The sequence below is a fragment of the Pseudoalteromonas citrea genome (assembly GCF_000238375.3).
Lineage (GTDB): Bacteria > Pseudomonadota > Gammaproteobacteria > Enterobacterales > Alteromonadaceae > Pseudoalteromonas > Pseudoalteromonas citrea.
This window is the reverse complement of sequence record NZ_AHBZ03000014.1, coordinates 421,814-438,195: the sequence shown is the minus strand read 5'-3', so window position 1 is coordinate 438,195 and position 16,382 is coordinate 421,814. Positions and strand designations below refer to the sequence as shown.

Sequence of the window (16,382 nt, the reverse complement as noted above, 5' to 3'; positions counted from 1 at the left end):
CATCGGTGGGTAAAGCGATGGGGTATCAAACGACAGAGCATTTGAGCATGGTGGTAGAACGTCATGCATCACTTGTGAAAAAGGTAGCGTGTCATTTATTGGCTCGTCTGCCAGCAAATATCCAATTAGATGATTTAATTCAGTCAGGTATGATTGGTCTTATCGAAGCTTCTAAGAACTTTGATGCGAGTAAAGGCGCAAGTTTTGAAACATTTGCCGGAATTCGGATCCGAGGAGCTATGCTCGACGAGATCCGTCGCGGAGATTGGGCGCCTAGGTCTGTTCACAAAAACAGCAGAACAGTGGCTGAAGCTATATCTTTTCTCGAATCTGAGCTAGGACGAGAACCAAAAGACACTGAAATCGCTGAAAAACTTGATATTACGCTAGATGAGTACCATCATATTCTACATGATGTAAATGCGAGCAAGATTATTGGGATAGAGGACTTGGGCGTCGATGAAGACGTTATTACTCCTGCAAACCATGATTTATCGCTAGACAAACCCTTTAATAACGTTAAAAATGAACGTTTTAACGAATCGTTGCTTTCAGCGATACAATCGCTGCCAGAAAGAGATGGGTTAGTATTGTCTCTTTATTACAACGATGAGATGAATTTAAAAGAAATCGGCCAGATACTTGATGTAAGTGAATCTCGTGTTAGCCAAATACATGGGCAGGCAATGATAAAGCTCAAAGCTAAAATCAATGACTGGGTCAATTAGAGTAAAAATAATAGGTTGAAACCTCACTGGAGGATGTTTTGGATAAAAACATGAAAATTCTCGTGGTTGATGATTTTTCTACAATGAGGAGAATAATCAAAAACTTACTTAGAGACTTGGGCTTTACAAATGTACAAGAAGCTGACGATGGAAGTACTGCGCTTCCAATGCTACAAAATCAGGAGTTCGATTTTGTGGTAACCGACTGGAATATGCCAGGGATGCAAGGTATTGATCTCTTGCGTGCCATTCGCGCGGACGACAGCCTCAAGCATATTCCAGTTCTTATGGTAACTGCTGAAGCTAAGAAAGAGCAGATAGTTGCCGCTGCGCAAGCGGGCGTAAATGGGTATATTGTCAAGCCATTTACCGCAGGAACACTAAAAACTAAGTTAGAAAAAGTGTTTGAACGTTTAGGTTAATAATAAGAAGGAGAGGCTTATGTCAACGCCTTCTGTGCCTCAAATCACCCTTGAACAAGCAAAGCAACTTGTTGTTTACTTGGAGCAAGGTGAGCAAGAAAAAGCAGACCAGCTCATTCTGGATGCTGCAAATAAAGAACAGTCCGAGTTGTTTGCGGAGGTCGGGAAATTAACTCGACAATTGCATGAGTCTTTAAAAAGTTTCGAACTCGACACTCGTCTTTCTGATTTGACGACTGAAGCCATTCCCGATGCTAAACAACGTTTAAATTATGTCATGGAAATGACAGAGAATGCGGCGAATAAAACGATGGATGCCATAGAGGCTAGTCTGCCTTTAGCGCAACAATTGGGTGATGATATATCGCAAATTAAGCCTACTTGGGACCGTCTTATGAGCCGAGATATTCAACTCGGTGAGTTCAAGACGCTATGTCATGACCTAGATCGTTTTATGCAGGGCTCTCAAACTCGTACTGATGAGTTGCAGAGCCTGATGACCAACGTGCTAATGGCACAAGATTATCAAGATTTAACCGGCCAAGTTATTCGCCGTGTTATTGAACTTGTCAGGGAAGTTGAAGATAACCTTATCCATATGCTTACCGTTTTTGGTACAACTGATGAACAGCCAAATCATGAAAGTAACCTTGTTGCAGATGAAGCAGCTGTTCAAACAACTGAAATAGACATAGATGCGATTTCTGGTCCAGAAGGTCCTATATTAGATGCTGATACGCGTGATGATGTAGTTTCTGGGCAGGATGAAGTCGATGATTTATTGTCTAGTTTAGGCTTCTAATAGGAGAGTATGTACATGAGCTTTGAAGTCGATGAAGATATCTTACAAGACTTTCTTGTTGAAGCTGGAGAAATTTTAGAGCTGCTGTCTGAGCAATTAGTCGAGCTCGAAAATAACCCCGAAGATAAAGAGTTATTGAACGCAATTTTCCGAGGCTTTCATACCGTTAAAGGTGGGGCTGGATTTTTGAGCATGACCGAGTTGGTTGATGCATGCCACGGTGCTGAGAATGTGTTTGATGTGCTTAGGCAAGGTCAGCGCAGTGTTAGTTCAGAATTAATGGATGTGATTTTACAGTCGTTAGACACGATTAATGAAATGTTTGGTCATATCCAAAATCGAGAAAAGCCAGAGCCTGCTGATCCACAGCTTCTTGAAACATTACATCAGCTAAGTCGACCTGAGTCGGAAGATGAAACGCCTATTGCGCCTGCAGAGCCAGAACCTGTTGCAACAGCTCCTGCTGAGGATGTTGTGTTTGAGGTGGATGTGGAGTCTGCGGATGCGGAAAGTTCTAGTGGCGGCATCGATGAAATATCAGAAGATGAATTTGAAAACTTATTAGATGAACTTCATGGCTCTGGACAGGGCCCAGCAGTTACAGCCCCCTCAACGCCTGCAACACCAGCTGTAGCGGGTAGTGATGGTGATATCAGTGATGATGAATTTGACAGTTTACTAGACGAATTACATGGCGTCGGTAGTTTTGGTAACATAGAATCAGAACAGTCGGCTCCTGCAGCACCCGCTTCACCAAGTGCCGCAGATGATGATGAAATAAATGACGATGACTTCGAAGCATTGTTAGATGAATTACATGGCAAAGGTGGCGCACCTCGTTCTAAAGAACCAGAAGTGCCAGCTAAGCCAAGTGTTCCGGCGCCAAAACCGGAGCCACCCAAAGCTGCTACCCCACCTCCTGCGGCAAAACCGGCACCAAAACCAGCTCCGAAGCCTGTAGCTAAACCTGCGCCGAAAAAAGCAGAAGCGTCGCCAGCAAAAGCACCTGCTGCCAAGAAGCCAGCTGCCGCTCAGGCGGAGACAACAGTTCGAGTTGATACCAAACGTTTAGACCAAATAATGAATATGGTAGGTGAATTGGTACTGGTTAGAAACAGACTTGTTAGTCTTGCAAATAATACCAATAGTGAAACTATGGGTAAGGCGATATCGAATTTGGATGTCGTTACTGCTGATTTACAAGGTGCGGTAATGAAAACTCGAATGCAACCAATTAAAAAGGTATTCGGTCGTTTCCCACGTGTTGTACGAGACTTGGCTCGAAGCTTGAAAAAAGATATTAACTTGATTTTGGAAGGCGAAGAGACTGATTTAGATAAGAACTTGGTTGAGGCGTTAGCCGATCCGCTGGTTCACTTAGTGCGAAACTCTGTTGACCATGGTATTGAAATGCCAGACGTTCGTGAAGCGGGTAATAAACCAAGAACGGGTACTGTGACACTGTCTGCATCTCAAGAAGGCGATCATATCCTGTTAACCATCAGAGATGATGGGGCTGGTATGGACCCTGAGAAGCTGAAGAAAATAGCGATTGGTAAAGGCGTTATTGACTCAGACCAAGCTAGCCGCTTATCTGATACCGAAGCGTACAACTTAATTTTTGCACCAGGGTTTTCGACGAAAGAAGAAATATCTGATATTTCAGGACGTGGTGTCGGAATGGACGTGGTTAAGACGAAAATTACGCAGCTTAATGGCTCTGTAAATATTCAGTCTGAATTAGGCGTTGGTACTATTTTAGAAATAAAGGTTCCATTAACGTTAGCGATATTACCTACCTTAATGGTGGTGGTGGGTGAACAAACGTTTGCATTGCCATTAGCTGGCGTGAGTGAAATCTTCCATTTAGATTTGACCAAGACAAACATTGTTGATGGGCAACTCACGATAATCGTTCGTCAAAAAGCGATTCCACTTTTCTATTTAGAGCATTGGCTAGTAAAAGGTGCAGACACAACGACAAGAAAAGCAGAAGGTCACGTTGTTATTGTTCAAATAGGTACACAACAAGTGGGCTTTGTTGTCGACTCTCTGATTGGTCAGGAGGAGGTAGTTATCAAGCCTTTAGATCAATTGCTACAAGGTACGCCAGGTATGGCGGGGGCAACGATTACTTCTGATGGCGGGATTGCCTTAATCTTAGATGTGCCAAATATGTTGAAACACTATGCTGGACAATAGTCCACTTTGGTAAATTATAGTTAAATTGATTGAAGTGGTGCGCGAGCGCCACTTTTCAGATCCGCATAAAAAATGAGCGTGCCAATGGCAGTTAAAGTATTAGTAGTTGATGACTCGAGTTTTTTTCGTCGTCGAGTCAGTGAAATTTTAGAAAAAGACAGTGACATAAAAGTAATTGACTTTGCAGTGAATGGCCAAGATGCTGTCGAAAAAGCAGCAAAACTACGCCCTGATGTTATCACTATGGACGTTGAAATGCCTGTGATGGATGGGATCAGTGCTGTAAAAGCAATTATGAAGGCTAATCCGACTCCAATCTTAATGTTCTCGTCATTAACGAGGGAAGGCGCGGGGGCAACACTGGATGCGCTAGATGCTGGTGCTGTAGATTTCTTACCTAAGAAGTTTGAAGACATTGCGCGAAATAGTGAAGAGGCGATTAAGTCACTACAAACAAAAGTGAAAGAGATTGGTCGTAGGAGAATGCCTCGTATAGCACCGACTACGACGGCAACGCGGACTCCCCTAACGGATAACGCCAGTCGACTCAATACACGTCAAACAAAGCCATCAGTGGCACAACCTGACCGCAGTTTTAACCGTGCTGCTGCACCAACCTCAAGTTCAAATGCAGGAAGTGCAAAAGCATCAGGCAAGCGTTATCAATTAGTCGCTATTGGCACTTCTACAGGCGGACCGGTTGCATTACAGACTATTTTGACACAATTGCCTGCTAATTTTCCTCATCCTATTCTACTTATTCAGCATATGCCAGCTGCTTTTACACCTGCTTTTGCGGGCAGGTTAGACAGCCTATGTAAAATAAAAGTACAAGAAGCGAAAAATGGTGACAGGTTGGTACCTGGTGTTGCTTATTTAGCCCCAGGTGGACAGCAGATGATGGTTGAGGCTCGAGGTGGATCAAAGACGCTGAAAGTATTTGAAGATGACAGTCCTCGGATCACCTATAAGCCAAGTGTAGATATTACGTTTGCCAGTGCTGCAAAAGCATATCAGGGCGATGTACTAGCTGTTGTTTTAACGGGAATGGGCGCTGATGGGCGTGATGGAGCCAGGATGTTAAAACAAGCTGGTGCGACTATTTGGGCTCAAGATGAGAAAACCTGCGTTGTTTATGGTATGCCTCAAGCGGTTGCAAATGCAGGGTTATCTACAGAAAGTTTGGCACTTCAAGATGTTGCGACGCGCGTTACAAAGGAAGTTGGTTGTTAGTAGATATTTTTGAGTACCCTAATTAAGGTTTAGATGATAGATTCATAGTGAATAGACATAGCGTTTAGGAATAGACATAAATAGTGAAGATCTGGACAGTCGCAAATCAAAAAGGTGGAGTAGGGAAAACGACCACTGCTGTGAGCTTAGGTGGTATTTTAGCTTTGCAAGGAAAGCGGGTTTTACTCATTGATACCGATCCTCACGCTTCACTCACTTACTATTTTGGTATTGACTCTGAAGAGTTAGAAGTGAGTGTTTATGATATTTTTGCGCGGGGTGCGGCAATGCAAAGTGAAGAAATTTTGCAGGCTTTGTGCCCATCAACAATTGATAATCTAGATATTTTGCCAGCAACTATGGCGATAGCGACACTTGATAGGAGTATGGGGAATAGAACAGGCATGGGCCTTGTTCTGAAAAAAACCTTAGCCAAAATAAGTGAACACTATGATTATGCAATTTTAGATTGTCCACCCGTGTTAGGGGTTTTAATGGTTAATGCGTTAGCAGCCAGTGAGCGTATTTTGATCCCAGTACAAACAGAGTTTTTGGCGTTAAAGGGGTTGGATAGAATGATGCGAACAATGGAACTGATGCAAAGTTCGCAATCTAAAGATTACCAATATACGATAGTTCCGACAATGTATGACAAAAGAACAAAAGCGTCATTAGAAGCGTATAAGTCACTACTCGCAAACTATAAAGAGTATGTTTGGCCTGGCGTGATCCCAGTTGATACCAAATTTCGTGATGCTAGCCTCGCACAGAAGGTTCCTGTAGAGTTTTGTCCTAAGTCTCGCGGGGTATTTGCTTACCAAGCATTATTAGAACACTTGCAACAGGTTAAATAGAGGTATAGATGAGTAAGCATTTGTTTGCTAATGAAAAAGTTATGAAGCAGTATTTAGGTGCTTTGTTGACTGAGGAGCCTCTTCAGGAGGAAGAGTTAGCACCTGTCGCAAAACTATTAGAGCAAGTACAAAGTGTTGATGAAGTTGTTACTGATATCGAAGTCGCACCTGTAGCACCTGAAATAGGCCAACAAGCGAAGCGTTTAGAGACTTCTAAAGCAGTTGACGTTGTTGAGGAACCTCAAGATATCGTTGAGCTACAAGCAAAAAATCTTGAGATAACAGAAAATAATACTATTATCAAAGAAGCATCGGAAACGGTAAATCAGTCCGTTAGTGCACGAGAAGCGTATGGTGAGGATGAATTTCAGGCGCTTTTTTTTGAAGTAGCAGGGTTAACACTTGCCGTTCCTTTAAAATCATTGGGTGGTATTCATCAATTGGGTGAAATAAACCAGTTGTTCGGTAAGCCTAAGTGGTTTAAAGGGGTGATGTTAAACCGAGAAGAAAAGTTGAACGTTGTAGACACTGCACGATGGGTGATGCCCGAAAAGTTTACAGCAGAGCTTGAGGAACGTTTAGATTATCAGTATTTGATAACTCTGGGCGATAGCCCTTGGGGCTTATTGGCAGAGAGCCTAGTTAATAATATAACCTTGCAACCAGATGATGTAAAATGGCGCACAAGCGACAGTAAGCGACCATGGTTGGCCGGGGTTATAAAGAAGAAAATGTGCGCCTTAATAGACGTCGATAATTTAAACCGCTTGCTTGAGCAAGGCCTCGATAGTCGAGAGCAGTAACCAAGATCTTTATGGAGTAAAACCATGAGCCAAGATAGACTACTTTCTGCAGACAAGAATGCTGATAGTAACGATGAAGTTCTTCAATGGGTAACTTATAAACTTGAAGACGAAACGTACGGCATTAACGTAATGCAAGTACAAGAGGTGCTACGTTACACTGAAATTGCACCAGTACCCGGCGCTCCAAGTTATGTGCTGGGGATTATAAATCTGCGTGGTAACGTTGTTACAGTTATTGATACTAGAGCTCGCTTTGGGCTGATGAGTTCTGAGGTTACCGACAATTCACGTATTGTTATTATTGAAGCTGAAAAGCAGGTGATTGGTATTCTTGTCGATAGTGTTGCAGAGGTTGTGTATCTGCGTAGCTCCGAGATTGACAGCGCACCAAATATTGGTACTGAAGAAAGTGCTAAATTTATTCAAGGCGTATCGAACCGTGAAGGTGAGTTATTGATCTTGGTTGACCTGAATAAACTGCTCAATGATGATGAGTGGGATGAAGTGAGCCATATATAAATAGTGGAAGTAGTAAATAATAATTTGGTTTTACTGTTAGTCTCAATAACCTCAAGCATGCTGTCGCTAGTTTGCTTGGGGTTTATTTTTGTGCTTACCAAAAAAAATCAACAGAATGAACAAAAGCAGAAGGTTTTACGTGGCTCTTTTCAGGAGAGCGAGAATCAAACAGCGATCTTACGCAGCGAAATTGCTGAACTGAGGTCTGGTTTAATGAGTATTGGGCAACGATTGGTTGCTTGTGAAAATTATGCCAAAGACATAGCGCAGCAACAAGCAGCTCAAAAATATGATGACCCTGATGCAAAAATCTATTCTCGAGCAGTAAAAATGGTAGAGTTAGGCGCTGATATTGAAGAGATCATGCGTGAATGTGAGTTACCTCGAGCAGAAGCTGAACTACTCATGTCTTTACATAATAAGCCTTCATGATTAAGCTTTAATATCGAGTTTACTGTTAAAGCCGTTCCATCCAGGGGGGAACTTCCCCCTTAATACATAAGAAAACGCGATCAATTCTGCGATAACGTAATATAATTCTGGTGGTATCTCTTGATTTAAATCTAGCTGACTCAGAGTTTTAGAAAGGCTCGCATCTTGGTGAAGCATAATGCCTTTTTCTTCTGCAAGTGCAATTATCTCATCGGCAAGTTCACCAAAGCCCTTACAGGCAACATGTGGAGATTGGCCCGCTTCATACAGTAGGCCTATGGCCGTCTTTTGTTCCATATTAAATCCTATTTATACCTTAATATTGACGATTGTATGACTATTAAAAAATAACTCTATGTGTTCAGCGTTTTCTGATAAACCAATGTCGCTGACTTGCAAGCCATGTGCGCTAAGCTTACGTCGTAACCCGTCAATGTGGGGGGCGGCCAGTTGGCGCGCTTGTTCGGTGCTTGCCAGTAGTTGTAAATCAAGTGCTTTATCCATAAGTTCGGCATGAGCACTGATTTTCCCCTGATTGGCGTAATCAAAGTTTAGGCGAATAAACCACACTGTCTTCTCAGGCATATTTTCTTTGGCTTTTTTTTTGTATTGGCCAATTTGCACTTCCGTTTGTTTGCATTCCGCTGGAAGTTTCATAGGCAAAAATAAACTAAGTAATAGCTGTGCGTCAGAATCATACTTTGCGGCAGCGGCATTTTGCGGTGCATTATTATGACTTGCGTTGTTTATTTGTATTAAATCGTCTACCAATTGCGATTGCAAATGGGGCAGATTTTGTAGCATTTTATTAGGTTGTACACTTTTAAATTCCGGAGTCAGTGTTTTTAGTAATGTGTGTAATCGTTCTAGTTGTTCACTTTCACTATACCCCTGTATTGCTTTTGGCGCAGCAATTAGTGTTACAAGAAGTTTGTCGAGTGCCTGTGTAAAGCTAGTCGCAGTTTTCATTGCTGTGTTTATTTGTGAGCTAAAAAGCTGCGCTAATTGTGGTTGCAACTCTTGTGTTATTTTTGCTGGAGTGGCGTTTTCTTCATTTATCATTCTTGAGAATGCGTTATTTACTAACCTTGTTAAATCTATTGAGTTACTGCTTTTATAATTGTGTAGCCCGTCAATTTTTGGCGAAATGTCGGGGGTTTCTTTTGTGGAGATCGGACTGTGTGGCTTGATTGCTAATATGGCGCTCAATAGGGCTCGCTCTAAAGGTAGCTTTGGAACATACGGCGTTTGGGAATAGTTCTGTGGCATGATCATGCTAGCAGGTAGGCTGTTCTTCTGTGTTGCGGGTAACAGGTTACTTATTTCTTTTAGTGATATTGTGTTGTGTTGATAGTCCACACTGCTCGCTTGTGATGATTTACCTATAACAGTGTCTTGTATTGTTTGCGTTAGTTGTGACATAAGTTGAACAATAGGAGGCTGTATGGCTTGTTGAGCGCTAATACGCACCATGTTTGGGCTAAGTTGGTTCATCAATTGGGGCGTAAATGTTGGGGTATTTAAAGGTGTATGAGTTACAGCCCTGATACTGTTAGGGCTACTGAAAGGTACGCAGACCCACTTTTGAAGAGCCACTTTCACAGCATGCTTGATGTCTTCTAAACTTATATTTATGAAAGGCTTACTGTAGTTTAACGTTGCCTCTGGACGTGGTGTATCGGTGCTCTTTACCGACTTCATTGCGTGGTCGTTGGTCACGTCCGAGAATTGACGCTTGACGGGTTGAGTCAATGTCAGTAAGTGAGATTGAGGTATTTGAGACAGTTTAATCCCTTGCATCTGCTTCGATATTTCTACTGGGAGCCATTTAGCGCTTGTGCTGCTTGGCAAGGAAGAGATAACCGCGTCAGATAACTTTAGTGGCTGTTGTGACTGAGTAAATTTAACCTGTACACTTTGCTTGTCGATTAACATGAGCGGCGCCTGTTTATTGACAGACAAAAGGTCGATGACTTTTTGTTTGCTAATTGTGCCAGTCAATAACTTGTCTTCGAATTGATTGAACAATGTGAATGATATCTTATGTCCTGAAGCATGGATACTCGCAATAAGCTTAGCCTCATTTTTGAGTACCTGTGCAAGCGCTGGGTTAATTGCCAGTGACATGCCTAATTTCTTAAAGTGCAATTGAGGGTGAGGTTTTTCAATGATACTAGCCTGATGCTGTGAACTGGCATTCGGGGGTTGGTTCTTTAATAAATTAAGTAGCGATAGTAACTCATTTGCAGCTTTGATTTGTACACTTTGCTCTGGTGTTTTAAGGGTTAGGGTCTGGCCATTATTATTTACTGTTACCAGTGCTTCATCGATACGAAGTGGCACTGAGCTGCCATTGTTAATTGCCAGACGCATTGGTTGCCATCTTCCGTTGAGTTCAACTTCCATTTGGAGGCTGTCAGATTTGATAACAACATTTTTCGCTGTAAACGTTTGTGGCGAGCTATTAAGCTCGCTTTTTGTACCAGCATCGCTTAAAACTGCGCGAGTGTCAGATGTACTCGAAGGTTGAATTGAAATAGGCTGCTTATTCATTATTTTAAATCAAATTTTCAGTAAACGTTTGTGTTGGATTATTCGTATTACCATACCATTATGGTAGACTAACGCCCAATTTTGAGTAGTGAGAATCATCAATTTGCTAGAGATTAAATCTGTCACTTGTGTCAAACAAGAGCGTTGTTTGTTTGAGTCTTTGAGCTTTGCTTTAGACGCAGGTCAAATTATGCAAGTTGAGGGCCCAAACGGTGCGGGGAAAACATCTTTATTGCGCATTATTGCAGGCTTTGCTAATGCTGACGATGGTGATGTGACCTTCGAGGGTTATTCAATCAGTGAGCGTTATGATGACTTTGCCGCTGAACTTTTGTTTATTGGTCATAAAACGGGCGTCAATGGGCAGCTAACTGCCTATGAGAATGTATGCCATTGGCTCGATGTACATGGCTATCAGCGTGCGGAAAATATTTACGATATTTTGGCTCAGTTGGGATTGGTTGGTTTAGAAGATGTCCCAGTACGCACTCTATCAGCAGGTCAGCAGCGACGGGTTGCGTTGGCTCGACTGTGGATGAATAATGCCAAAGTGTGGATTTTAGATGAACCATTTACGGCATTAGATAAAAAAGGTGTTGCGATGTTACAGCAACAGTTTATGCACCAATTGGATCGGGGGGGGGCTATTTTACTGACTACCCATCAAGATTTAACAGCGCAATTTAGCGGACTGAAAAAAGTTATTCTGGAGTACCGCCATTGATGAAAGCATCACACTCCTACTGGCAGTTATTCTGTGCGGTCTATTGTAAAGACCTGACATTGGCATTTCGACAGCGCGCGGAAATTGTAAATCCATTACTGTTCTTTCTCATTGTGATCACGTTATTCCCTTTAGCGATAGGCCCTGAGCCCGCGTTACTTTCCCGTATGGCACCTGGTATTATTTGGGTCGCGGCATTGCTATCAACCATGCTCGGTTTAGATAAAGTATTTCGTGATGATTTTAATGACGGTTCTTTAGAGCAGTTAATTGCCTCTTCCTACCCCTTACCATTAAGTGTCCTCGCGAAAGTCTTAGCACACTGGACTATAACTGGATTACCTATGGTATTAATGGCGCCAGTTTTTGCATTACTAATGAATTTAGATACTCAATTATTGACAGCAACGTTACTAACCTTACTGATTGGTACACCGTTGCTGAGTTTTATCGGTGCAATAGGGGCAGCGCTAACCGTTGCTCTGCAAAAAGGTGGCATATTAATGAGCCTTTTGGTACTACCTTTGTATATACCTGTATTAATTTTTGCGACGTCCGCCATTGACACCAGTAGTATGTCATTGGCTTATGGTGGGCAACTCGCGATCCTTGGGGCTATGTTAGCGGTAGCAGCTGTTATGGCCCCTTTAGCAATATCGTCAGCTTTAAAAGTGAGTGTAAGTTAACATGTGGAAATGGTTACATCCCTATGCAAAAGCAGAGCGTGCATATCAATTATGTAATACGCTACTGCCTTATTTTACAGTGTTCACCGTTGTGTGTTTAGTTGTTGGTTGGGTGTGGGGGCTTGCATATGCACCTGCCGATTATCAACAAAAAGACAGCTACCGAATAATTTTTATCCATGTGCCCTCGGCTATTTTATCAATGGGGGCATATTCATCAATGGCCATTGCTGCAATAGTCGCATTGGTATGGCAATTACGAAATGCTGAGCTAGCCGTGGTTGCAATCGCGCCCGTAGGAGCTGCAATGACAGTGATCGCTTTGGTAACTGGAGCTGCTTGGGGTAAGCCAATGTGGGGAGCTTGGTGGGTATGGGACGCACGACTTACATCTGAGCTAATCTTGTTATTTTTATATTTGGGCGTTTTATCGCTTTATCATGCGTTTGAAGACAAAAAATCAGCTGGTAAGGCAGCTTGTATTCTGGCAATTGTGGGAGTGATTAACCTACCGATTATTCACTTCTCAGTTGAATGGTGGAATACATTACACCAAGGGGCAACCATTACAAAGTTTGATACATCAGCCATAGATCCGTCAATGCTATGGCCACTGCTCATCAACATTGTTGCTTTTGCTGGTTTTGTTGGTGTTGTAACGTTGATCCGATTGAAAAATGAGATATTACAACGTGAGAAACATCGCCCATGGGTGCGCGATTTAGTGAGTCGAGGTTAAGTATGCAATTTGAGTCATTTAGTGATTTTTTAGCGATGGGTGGATATGGCTTTTATGTCTGGTTATCGTTTGGTAGTTGTGCCTTTGTGTTGTTATCTGTGTTGTTAAGCTCATTACATGATGGCAAAACGCTGAAACAGCAAGTTAAGTTACAAATAGAGCGTGAAGCCCGAATCAAAAAGGCGCAGCAGGAGCAAGCAGTATGAACCCTAGACGTAAAAAGCGTATGCTCGCGGTTGTTGCAATTATTTTTGGTGTAGGTTCTGCGATAGGCCTCACTCTGTATGCATTGCAAGAAAACATCAATTTATTTTATACCCCAAGCGAGTTAATTGATGGCAAAGGGGAAGCGAAAGAAAAACCTTTTGTTGGTCAGAAATTAAGAATTGGCGGTATGGTTGTGCCGGGTTCTGTAGTGCGAGATGAAACAAGCTTAGATGTGACTTTTAAGCTAATTGACACTGGACCGCTAGTGACAATTAAATATCATGGCATCTTACCCGATCTATTTCGAGAAGGGCAAGGTATCGTAGCGCAAGGTACCTTAATTGAACCTGATGTGATTGAAGCATTTGAAGTGCTTGCCAAGCATGATGAAGAGTATATGCCTTCTGAAGTTGCTGAAGCGGTGAAGGGTATCAAACATGTGAAGCCCACTTATAATTTAAATAGCGAGAACTAGTATGATCCCAGAGATTGGTTATTTCTCGTTAGTATTAGCAATGGCGTTGAGCCTATTGCTTTGTATTTTTCCTATGTGGGGAGCATATACCGGCAATTTGAGATTAATGCGTGCGGCGCCGTCGCTGGCTGTTGGTCAATGTTTATTTGTATTAGTCTCTTTTGCTATTTTAATTTACATAACCTTGATGGATGACTTTACCGTAGCCTACGTTGCGCACCATTCGAGTACTAGTTTACCTTGGTATTATAAAATCACGTCAACTTGGGGTGGCCATGAAGGTGCTATTTTACTTTGGTTGGTTATGCAATCCAGCTGGACTGCCTTGGTAGCGATGATGTCTAATTCTTTACCATGGGTGCTACGTGCGAGAGTACTGGGTGTACTTGGTTTCCTTGGTGTCGGCTTTATGTTGTATACCTTATGGATGTCGAGTCCATTTGAGCGTTTGTTACCGTATTATCCGGTAGAAGGTCGTGACCTTAATCCATTACTACAAGACCCTGGTATGATCATACATCCGCCTTTACTTTATATGGGGTATGTCGGGTTATCTGTGTCATTTTCTTTCGCAATCGCCGCGTTGTTAACAGGTAAATTGGATAATACATGGGCCAAATGGTCACGTCCTTGGACCATGGTTGCTTGGGGATTTCTAACATTGGGCATAACCATCGGTAGCTGGTGGGCTTATTCAGAACTTGGTTGGGGCGGCTGGTGGTTTTGGGATCCAGTTGAAAATGCATCATTAATGCCATGGTTAGTGGCGACTGCGTTGTTACACTCTTTAGCAAGTACAGAAAAGCGTGGCATTTTCAAATCATGGACTGTATTACTGGCAATAACAGCGTTCAGTTTATGTTTGTTAGGGACGTTTATTGTACGTTCTGGCATTATTGTGTCGGTACATGCGTTTGCAACAGATCCTGACAGAGGCTTATTCATTCTGAGCTTTTTACTGGTCGTTGTGGGCGGCAGCTTGGCTTTATATGCAATGCGTGTGTCAGAAGTGAAAAGTGAAGGGCGCTATAAATTATTGTCTAGAGAAGTAACACTTTGGGCGAATAATATATTTTTAGTGGTTGCAACACTCATCGTATTACTTGGTACATTATTGCCAATGATTCATAAAGAGTTGGGCTTAGGGTCTATTTCAATCGGTGTTCCTTTCTTCAATCAAATGTTTGCAATATTGATAGTACCGTTTGCCTTGTTATTAGGTATTGCTCCCTTTTTAAGATGGAAACAAAATAAGTTACCGCCATTAGCCAGAAAAGCATTGGGGCTAGTAGCGAGTGCTTTATTGTTGACTGCCGTATGGTTATATAGCAGTTATGATACGGTGTCAGCATTGACGTTTATTGCGACGGCATTGGCTGTCTGGATCACGCTGGGTGCACTTGTCGATATTTTTGAAAAAGTCACTGTAGAAAAGCAGTTACTGGAAGGTTTTAAACGTCAAAGTTTGAGCTATTGGGCGATGATCTTAGGTCATGTAGGTATTGCATTTGTTATAGCGGGAGTCACGCTTACATCAGCTTATTCAGTTGAACGCTCAGTAAGCGTCAAGCCTGGTGATATTGCGTTGCTTAATGAATATCAATATCGCTTTGAAGGTGTAAAAGAGATTCGAGGGCCTAATTACAGTGGTCATGCAGGTGTAGTGACTGTATTAAAAGACGAGCAAAAGGTTACTGAGCTATATGCAGAAAAGCGTCTTTATGATGTTGGCATGCAGTTTATGACAGAGGCGGCTATTGATGATGGTTTCTTCCGAGATTTGTATTTAGCACTTGGCGAGCAACTCAGTAATGGGTATTGGTCATTGCGTATTTACCACAAACCTTATGTCCGTTGGATGTGGCTTGGTGGACTATTAATATCGTTTGCAGGCTTTTTGGTTGTTGCCGATAGGCGTTATAGAAAGCGTACTCAAAACAAAAAAGTTGATGGGGTAATTGCATGAATAAAAAGTTTTTAGCACTTATTCCATTTTTAATTTTTATGCTTTTGTGTGTGTTCCTATATCAAGGTTTATTTGGCAACCCACGTGAATTACAAACAGGGCGTATTGGGCAGGCAATGCCGAGCTTTACATTGCCAGATTTAATGGATGAATCTAAGCAATGGAAAAATACTGATTTGCTCGGTGATGTATATTTGCTGAATGTTTGGGGTACATGGTGTCCGACTTGTATTGCTGAGCTGGGTTATTTAGAGCAACTCCGTGAACAGGGGATCAGAATAATAGGGCTGTATTATGAGCAAGCTTATGATCCCGACTTTGGAGATCATTTTGATATAACGGCTCTTCGAGAGGAAGTAAAAACAATGCTAAATAGAGCGGGTGATCCGTATCAGTTTAATATTTTAGATTTAGAGCGGACACTGGCACTCGATTTAGGCGTGTCGGGTGCACCGGAAACTTTTTTAGTAAATAAAGAAGGCAAAATATTGTTGCACCATACGGGTGATATCAATCCGAGAGTTTGGCGTGCTAAGTTTGCACCTATTATTCAGGAGCTATCAGAATGAGAGCCTTAATGATGGTATTAGCCATGGCGATGAGTGTGGCTTTGCATGCAGCAGAAGATAAGTATGAATTTTCAACCCCAGAGCGAGCTGCAACGTTTAAAGAGTTGACTCATGAACTGCGCTGCCCTAAATGCCAGAATCAAAATATTGCCGACTCTGATGCGATTGTGGCTAAAGATTTAAGAGATAAAGTCGTTACTTTGGTCCACGATGGAAAAAGTAAGCAAGAAGTGATTGATTATATGATCGACCGCTATGGTTACTTTGTTCATTACCAACCTCCAGTGACACCAGCCACGATTATTTTATGGGTGCTGCCTATTTTGATCGTTATCATCGGTTTTGGATTTATCATATTTAGACAAAAAAAGGCGTCTCGAAAGCAAGATTGGAACCCTGATGATGAGAAAAAACTAGCGAAGTTAATTGCTCAATACCAGCGTAAGGAGCAACAATAATGAATGA

At 42.2% G+C, this 16,382-nt stretch carries 19 protein-coding genes; 17 read left to right on the top strand and 2 right to left on the bottom strand.

Going from position 1 to position 16,382, the window contains the following annotated elements; translation table 11 throughout:
* Window positions 1-17: 17 nt before the first annotated feature.
* From PCIT_RS05195 to PCIT_RS05155, 9 genes are all read left to right on the top strand, one after another.
* Entirely contained in the window at window positions 18-728 is a 711-nt protein-coding gene (locus tag PCIT_RS05195; protein WP_040696547.1) for an RNA polymerase sigma factor FliA, read from the top strand.
* A 38-nt stretch (window positions 729-766) separates the two neighbouring features.
* Window positions 767-1,150: a chemotaxis response regulator CheY gene (cheY, locus tag PCIT_RS05190; RefSeq protein WP_010364893.1), complete on the top strand. Its 384-nt coding sequence runs from the start codon at window positions 767-769 to the stop codon at window positions 1,148-1,150.
* 19 nt (window positions 1,151-1,169) lie between these two features.
* The gene (locus PCIT_RS05185; protein WP_010364891.1) at window positions 1,170-1,952 is read left to right on the top strand and encodes a protein phosphatase CheZ; all 783 of its coding nucleotides are present in this window, start codon (window positions 1,170-1,172) and stop codon (window positions 1,950-1,952) included.
* A 15-nt stretch (window positions 1,953-1,967) separates the two neighbouring features.
* Complete coding sequence (locus PCIT_RS05180) at window positions 1,968-4,154, top strand: chemotaxis protein CheA (RefSeq protein WP_010364888.1); 2,187 nt, start codon at window positions 1,968-1,970, stop codon at window positions 4,152-4,154.
* A gap of 84 nt (window positions 4,155-4,238) precedes the next feature.
* Window positions 4,239-5,387: a protein-glutamate methylesterase/protein-glutamine glutaminase gene (locus PCIT_RS05175; protein WP_010364886.1), complete on the top strand. Its 1,149-nt coding sequence runs from the start codon at window positions 4,239-4,241 to the stop codon at window positions 5,385-5,387.
* An 83-nt stretch (window positions 5,388-5,470) separates the two neighbouring features.
* Window positions 5,471-6,241, top strand: a complete 771-nt coding sequence (locus tag PCIT_RS05170) for a ParA family protein (protein WP_010364884.1) — start codon at window positions 5,471-5,473, stop codon at window positions 6,239-6,241.
* A gap of 8 nt (window positions 6,242-6,249) precedes the next feature.
* Window positions 6,250-7,044, top strand: a complete 795-nt coding sequence (locus PCIT_RS05165; protein WP_010364881.1) for a chemotaxis protein CheW — start codon at window positions 6,250-6,252, stop codon at window positions 7,042-7,044.
* Window positions 7,045-7,068: 24 nt separating this feature from the next.
* Window positions 7,069-7,566, top strand: coding sequence for a chemotaxis protein CheW (locus PCIT_RS05160; RefSeq protein WP_010364879.1), 498 nt, complete (start codon window positions 7,069-7,071; stop codon window positions 7,564-7,566).
* A gap of 57 nt (window positions 7,567-7,623) precedes the next feature.
* Complete coding sequence (locus PCIT_RS05155; RefSeq protein ID WP_192992784.1) at window positions 7,624-7,998, top strand: DUF2802 domain-containing protein; 375 nt, start codon at window positions 7,624-7,626, stop codon at window positions 7,996-7,998.
* On the opposite strand, the gene PCIT_RS05150 is transcribed toward PCIT_RS05155, so the two are convergent.
* Window positions 7,999-8,295, bottom strand: a complete 297-nt coding sequence (locus PCIT_RS05150; protein WP_010364874.1) for an EscU/YscU/HrcU family type III secretion system export apparatus switch protein — start codon at window positions 8,293-8,295, stop codon at window positions 7,999-8,001.
* 12 nt (window positions 8,296-8,307) lie between these two features.
* Entirely contained in the window at window positions 8,308-10,551 is a 2,244-nt protein-coding gene (gene fliK / locus PCIT_RS05145; RefSeq protein ID WP_010364872.1) for a flagellar hook-length control protein FliK, read from the bottom strand.
* A 103-nt stretch (window positions 10,552-10,654) separates the two neighbouring features.
* Here fliK and ccmA point away from each other — a divergent pair, with 103 nt between their 5' ends.
* From ccmA to PCIT_RS05105, 8 genes are read left to right on the top strand one after another with little or no spacing between them, the layout of a single operon-like run.
* Window positions 10,655-11,275, top strand: coding sequence for a cytochrome c biogenesis heme-transporting ATPase CcmA (gene ccmA / locus PCIT_RS05140; RefSeq protein WP_010364870.1), 621 nt, complete (start codon window positions 10,655-10,657; stop codon window positions 11,273-11,275).
* A complete protein-coding gene (gene ccmB, locus PCIT_RS05135) occupies window positions 11,275-11,961 on the top strand; it encodes a heme exporter protein CcmB (RefSeq protein ID WP_010364868.1) in 687 nt (228 codons plus the stop codon). The genes ccmA and ccmB overlap by 1 nt, the downstream gene beginning before the upstream one ends.
* Window position 11,962: 1 nt before the next feature.
* Window positions 11,963-12,700: a heme ABC transporter permease gene (locus tag PCIT_RS05130; protein WP_010364867.1), complete on the top strand. Its 738-nt coding sequence runs from the start codon at window positions 11,963-11,965 to the stop codon at window positions 12,698-12,700.
* Window positions 12,701-12,702: 2 nt separating this feature from the next.
* Complete coding sequence (gene ccmD / locus PCIT_RS05125; protein WP_010364865.1) at window positions 12,703-12,906, top strand: heme exporter protein CcmD; 204 nt, start codon at window positions 12,703-12,705, stop codon at window positions 12,904-12,906.
* The gene (gene ccmE, locus PCIT_RS05120) at window positions 12,903-13,382 is read left to right on the top strand and encodes a cytochrome c maturation protein CcmE (RefSeq protein ID WP_010364863.1); all 480 of its coding nucleotides are present in this window, start codon (window positions 12,903-12,905) and stop codon (window positions 13,380-13,382) included. Before ccmD ends, ccmE begins: the two co-directional genes overlap by 4 nt.
* 1 nt (window position 13,383) lies before the next feature.
* Window positions 13,384-15,348, top strand: a complete 1,965-nt coding sequence (locus tag PCIT_RS05115; protein WP_010364862.1) for a heme lyase CcmF/NrfE family subunit — start codon at window positions 13,384-13,386, stop codon at window positions 15,346-15,348.
* Window positions 15,345-15,917 (top strand): redoxin family protein, encoded by a 573-nt coding sequence (locus tag PCIT_RS05110; protein ID WP_010364860.1) that lies wholly within the window; start codon window positions 15,345-15,347, stop codon window positions 15,915-15,917. Before PCIT_RS05115 ends, PCIT_RS05110 begins: the two co-directional genes overlap by 4 nt.
* Window positions 15,914-16,375 (top strand): cytochrome c-type biogenesis protein, encoded by a 462-nt coding sequence (locus PCIT_RS05105; protein ID WP_010364858.1) that lies wholly within the window; start codon window positions 15,914-15,916, stop codon window positions 16,373-16,375. Before PCIT_RS05110 ends, PCIT_RS05105 begins: the two co-directional genes overlap by 4 nt.
* Window positions 16,376-16,382 lie beyond the last annotated feature (7 nt).

Coding starts and splice junctions, on each gene's coding strand:
- fliK (WP_010364872.1), bottom strand. CDS start 10,551: ATGAATAAGCAGCCTATTTCAATTCAACCTTCGAGTACATCTGACACT.
- ccmD (WP_010364865.1), top strand. CDS start 12,703: ATGCAATTTGAGTCATTTAGTGATTTTTTAGCGATGGGTGGATATGGC.
- PCIT_RS05115 (WP_010364862.1), top strand. CDS start 13,384: ATGATCCCAGAGATTGGTTATTTCTCGTTAGTATTAGCAATGGCGTTG.
- PCIT_RS05130 (WP_010364867.1), top strand. CDS start 11,963: ATGTGGAAATGGTTACATCCCTATGCAAAAGCAGAGCGTGCATATCAA.
- PCIT_RS05150 (WP_010364874.1), bottom strand. CDS start 8,295: ATGGAACAAAAGACGGCCATAGGCCTACTGTATGAAGCGGGCCAATCT.
- PCIT_RS05165 (WP_010364881.1), top strand. CDS start 6,250: ATGAGTAAGCATTTGTTTGCTAATGAAAAAGTTATGAAGCAGTATTTA.
- PCIT_RS05195 (WP_040696547.1), top strand. CDS start 18: ATGGGGTATCAAACGACAGAGCATTTGAGCATGGTGGTAGAACGTCAT.
- ccmB (WP_010364868.1), top strand. CDS start 11,275: ATGAAAGCATCACACTCCTACTGGCAGTTATTCTGTGCGGTCTATTGT.
- PCIT_RS05185 (WP_010364891.1), top strand. CDS start 1,170: ATGTCAACGCCTTCTGTGCCTCAAATCACCCTTGAACAAGCAAAGCAA.
- PCIT_RS05105 (WP_010364858.1), top strand. CDS start 15,914: ATGAGAGCCTTAATGATGGTATTAGCCATGGCGATGAGTGTGGCTTTG.
- PCIT_RS05180 (WP_010364888.1), top strand. CDS start 1,968: ATGAGCTTTGAAGTCGATGAAGATATCTTACAAGACTTTCTTGTTGAA.
- PCIT_RS05155 (WP_192992784.1), top strand. CDS start 7,624: ATGCTGTCGCTAGTTTGCTTGGGGTTTATTTTTGTGCTTACCAAAAAA.
- ccmE (WP_010364863.1), top strand. CDS start 12,903: ATGAACCCTAGACGTAAAAAGCGTATGCTCGCGGTTGTTGCAATTATT.
- PCIT_RS05160 (WP_010364879.1), top strand. CDS start 7,069: ATGAGCCAAGATAGACTACTTTCTGCAGACAAGAATGCTGATAGTAAC.
- PCIT_RS05175 (WP_010364886.1), top strand. CDS start 4,239: ATGGCAGTTAAAGTATTAGTAGTTGATGACTCGAGTTTTTTTCGTCGT.
- PCIT_RS05110 (WP_010364860.1), top strand. CDS start 15,345: ATGAATAAAAAGTTTTTAGCACTTATTCCATTTTTAATTTTTATGCTT.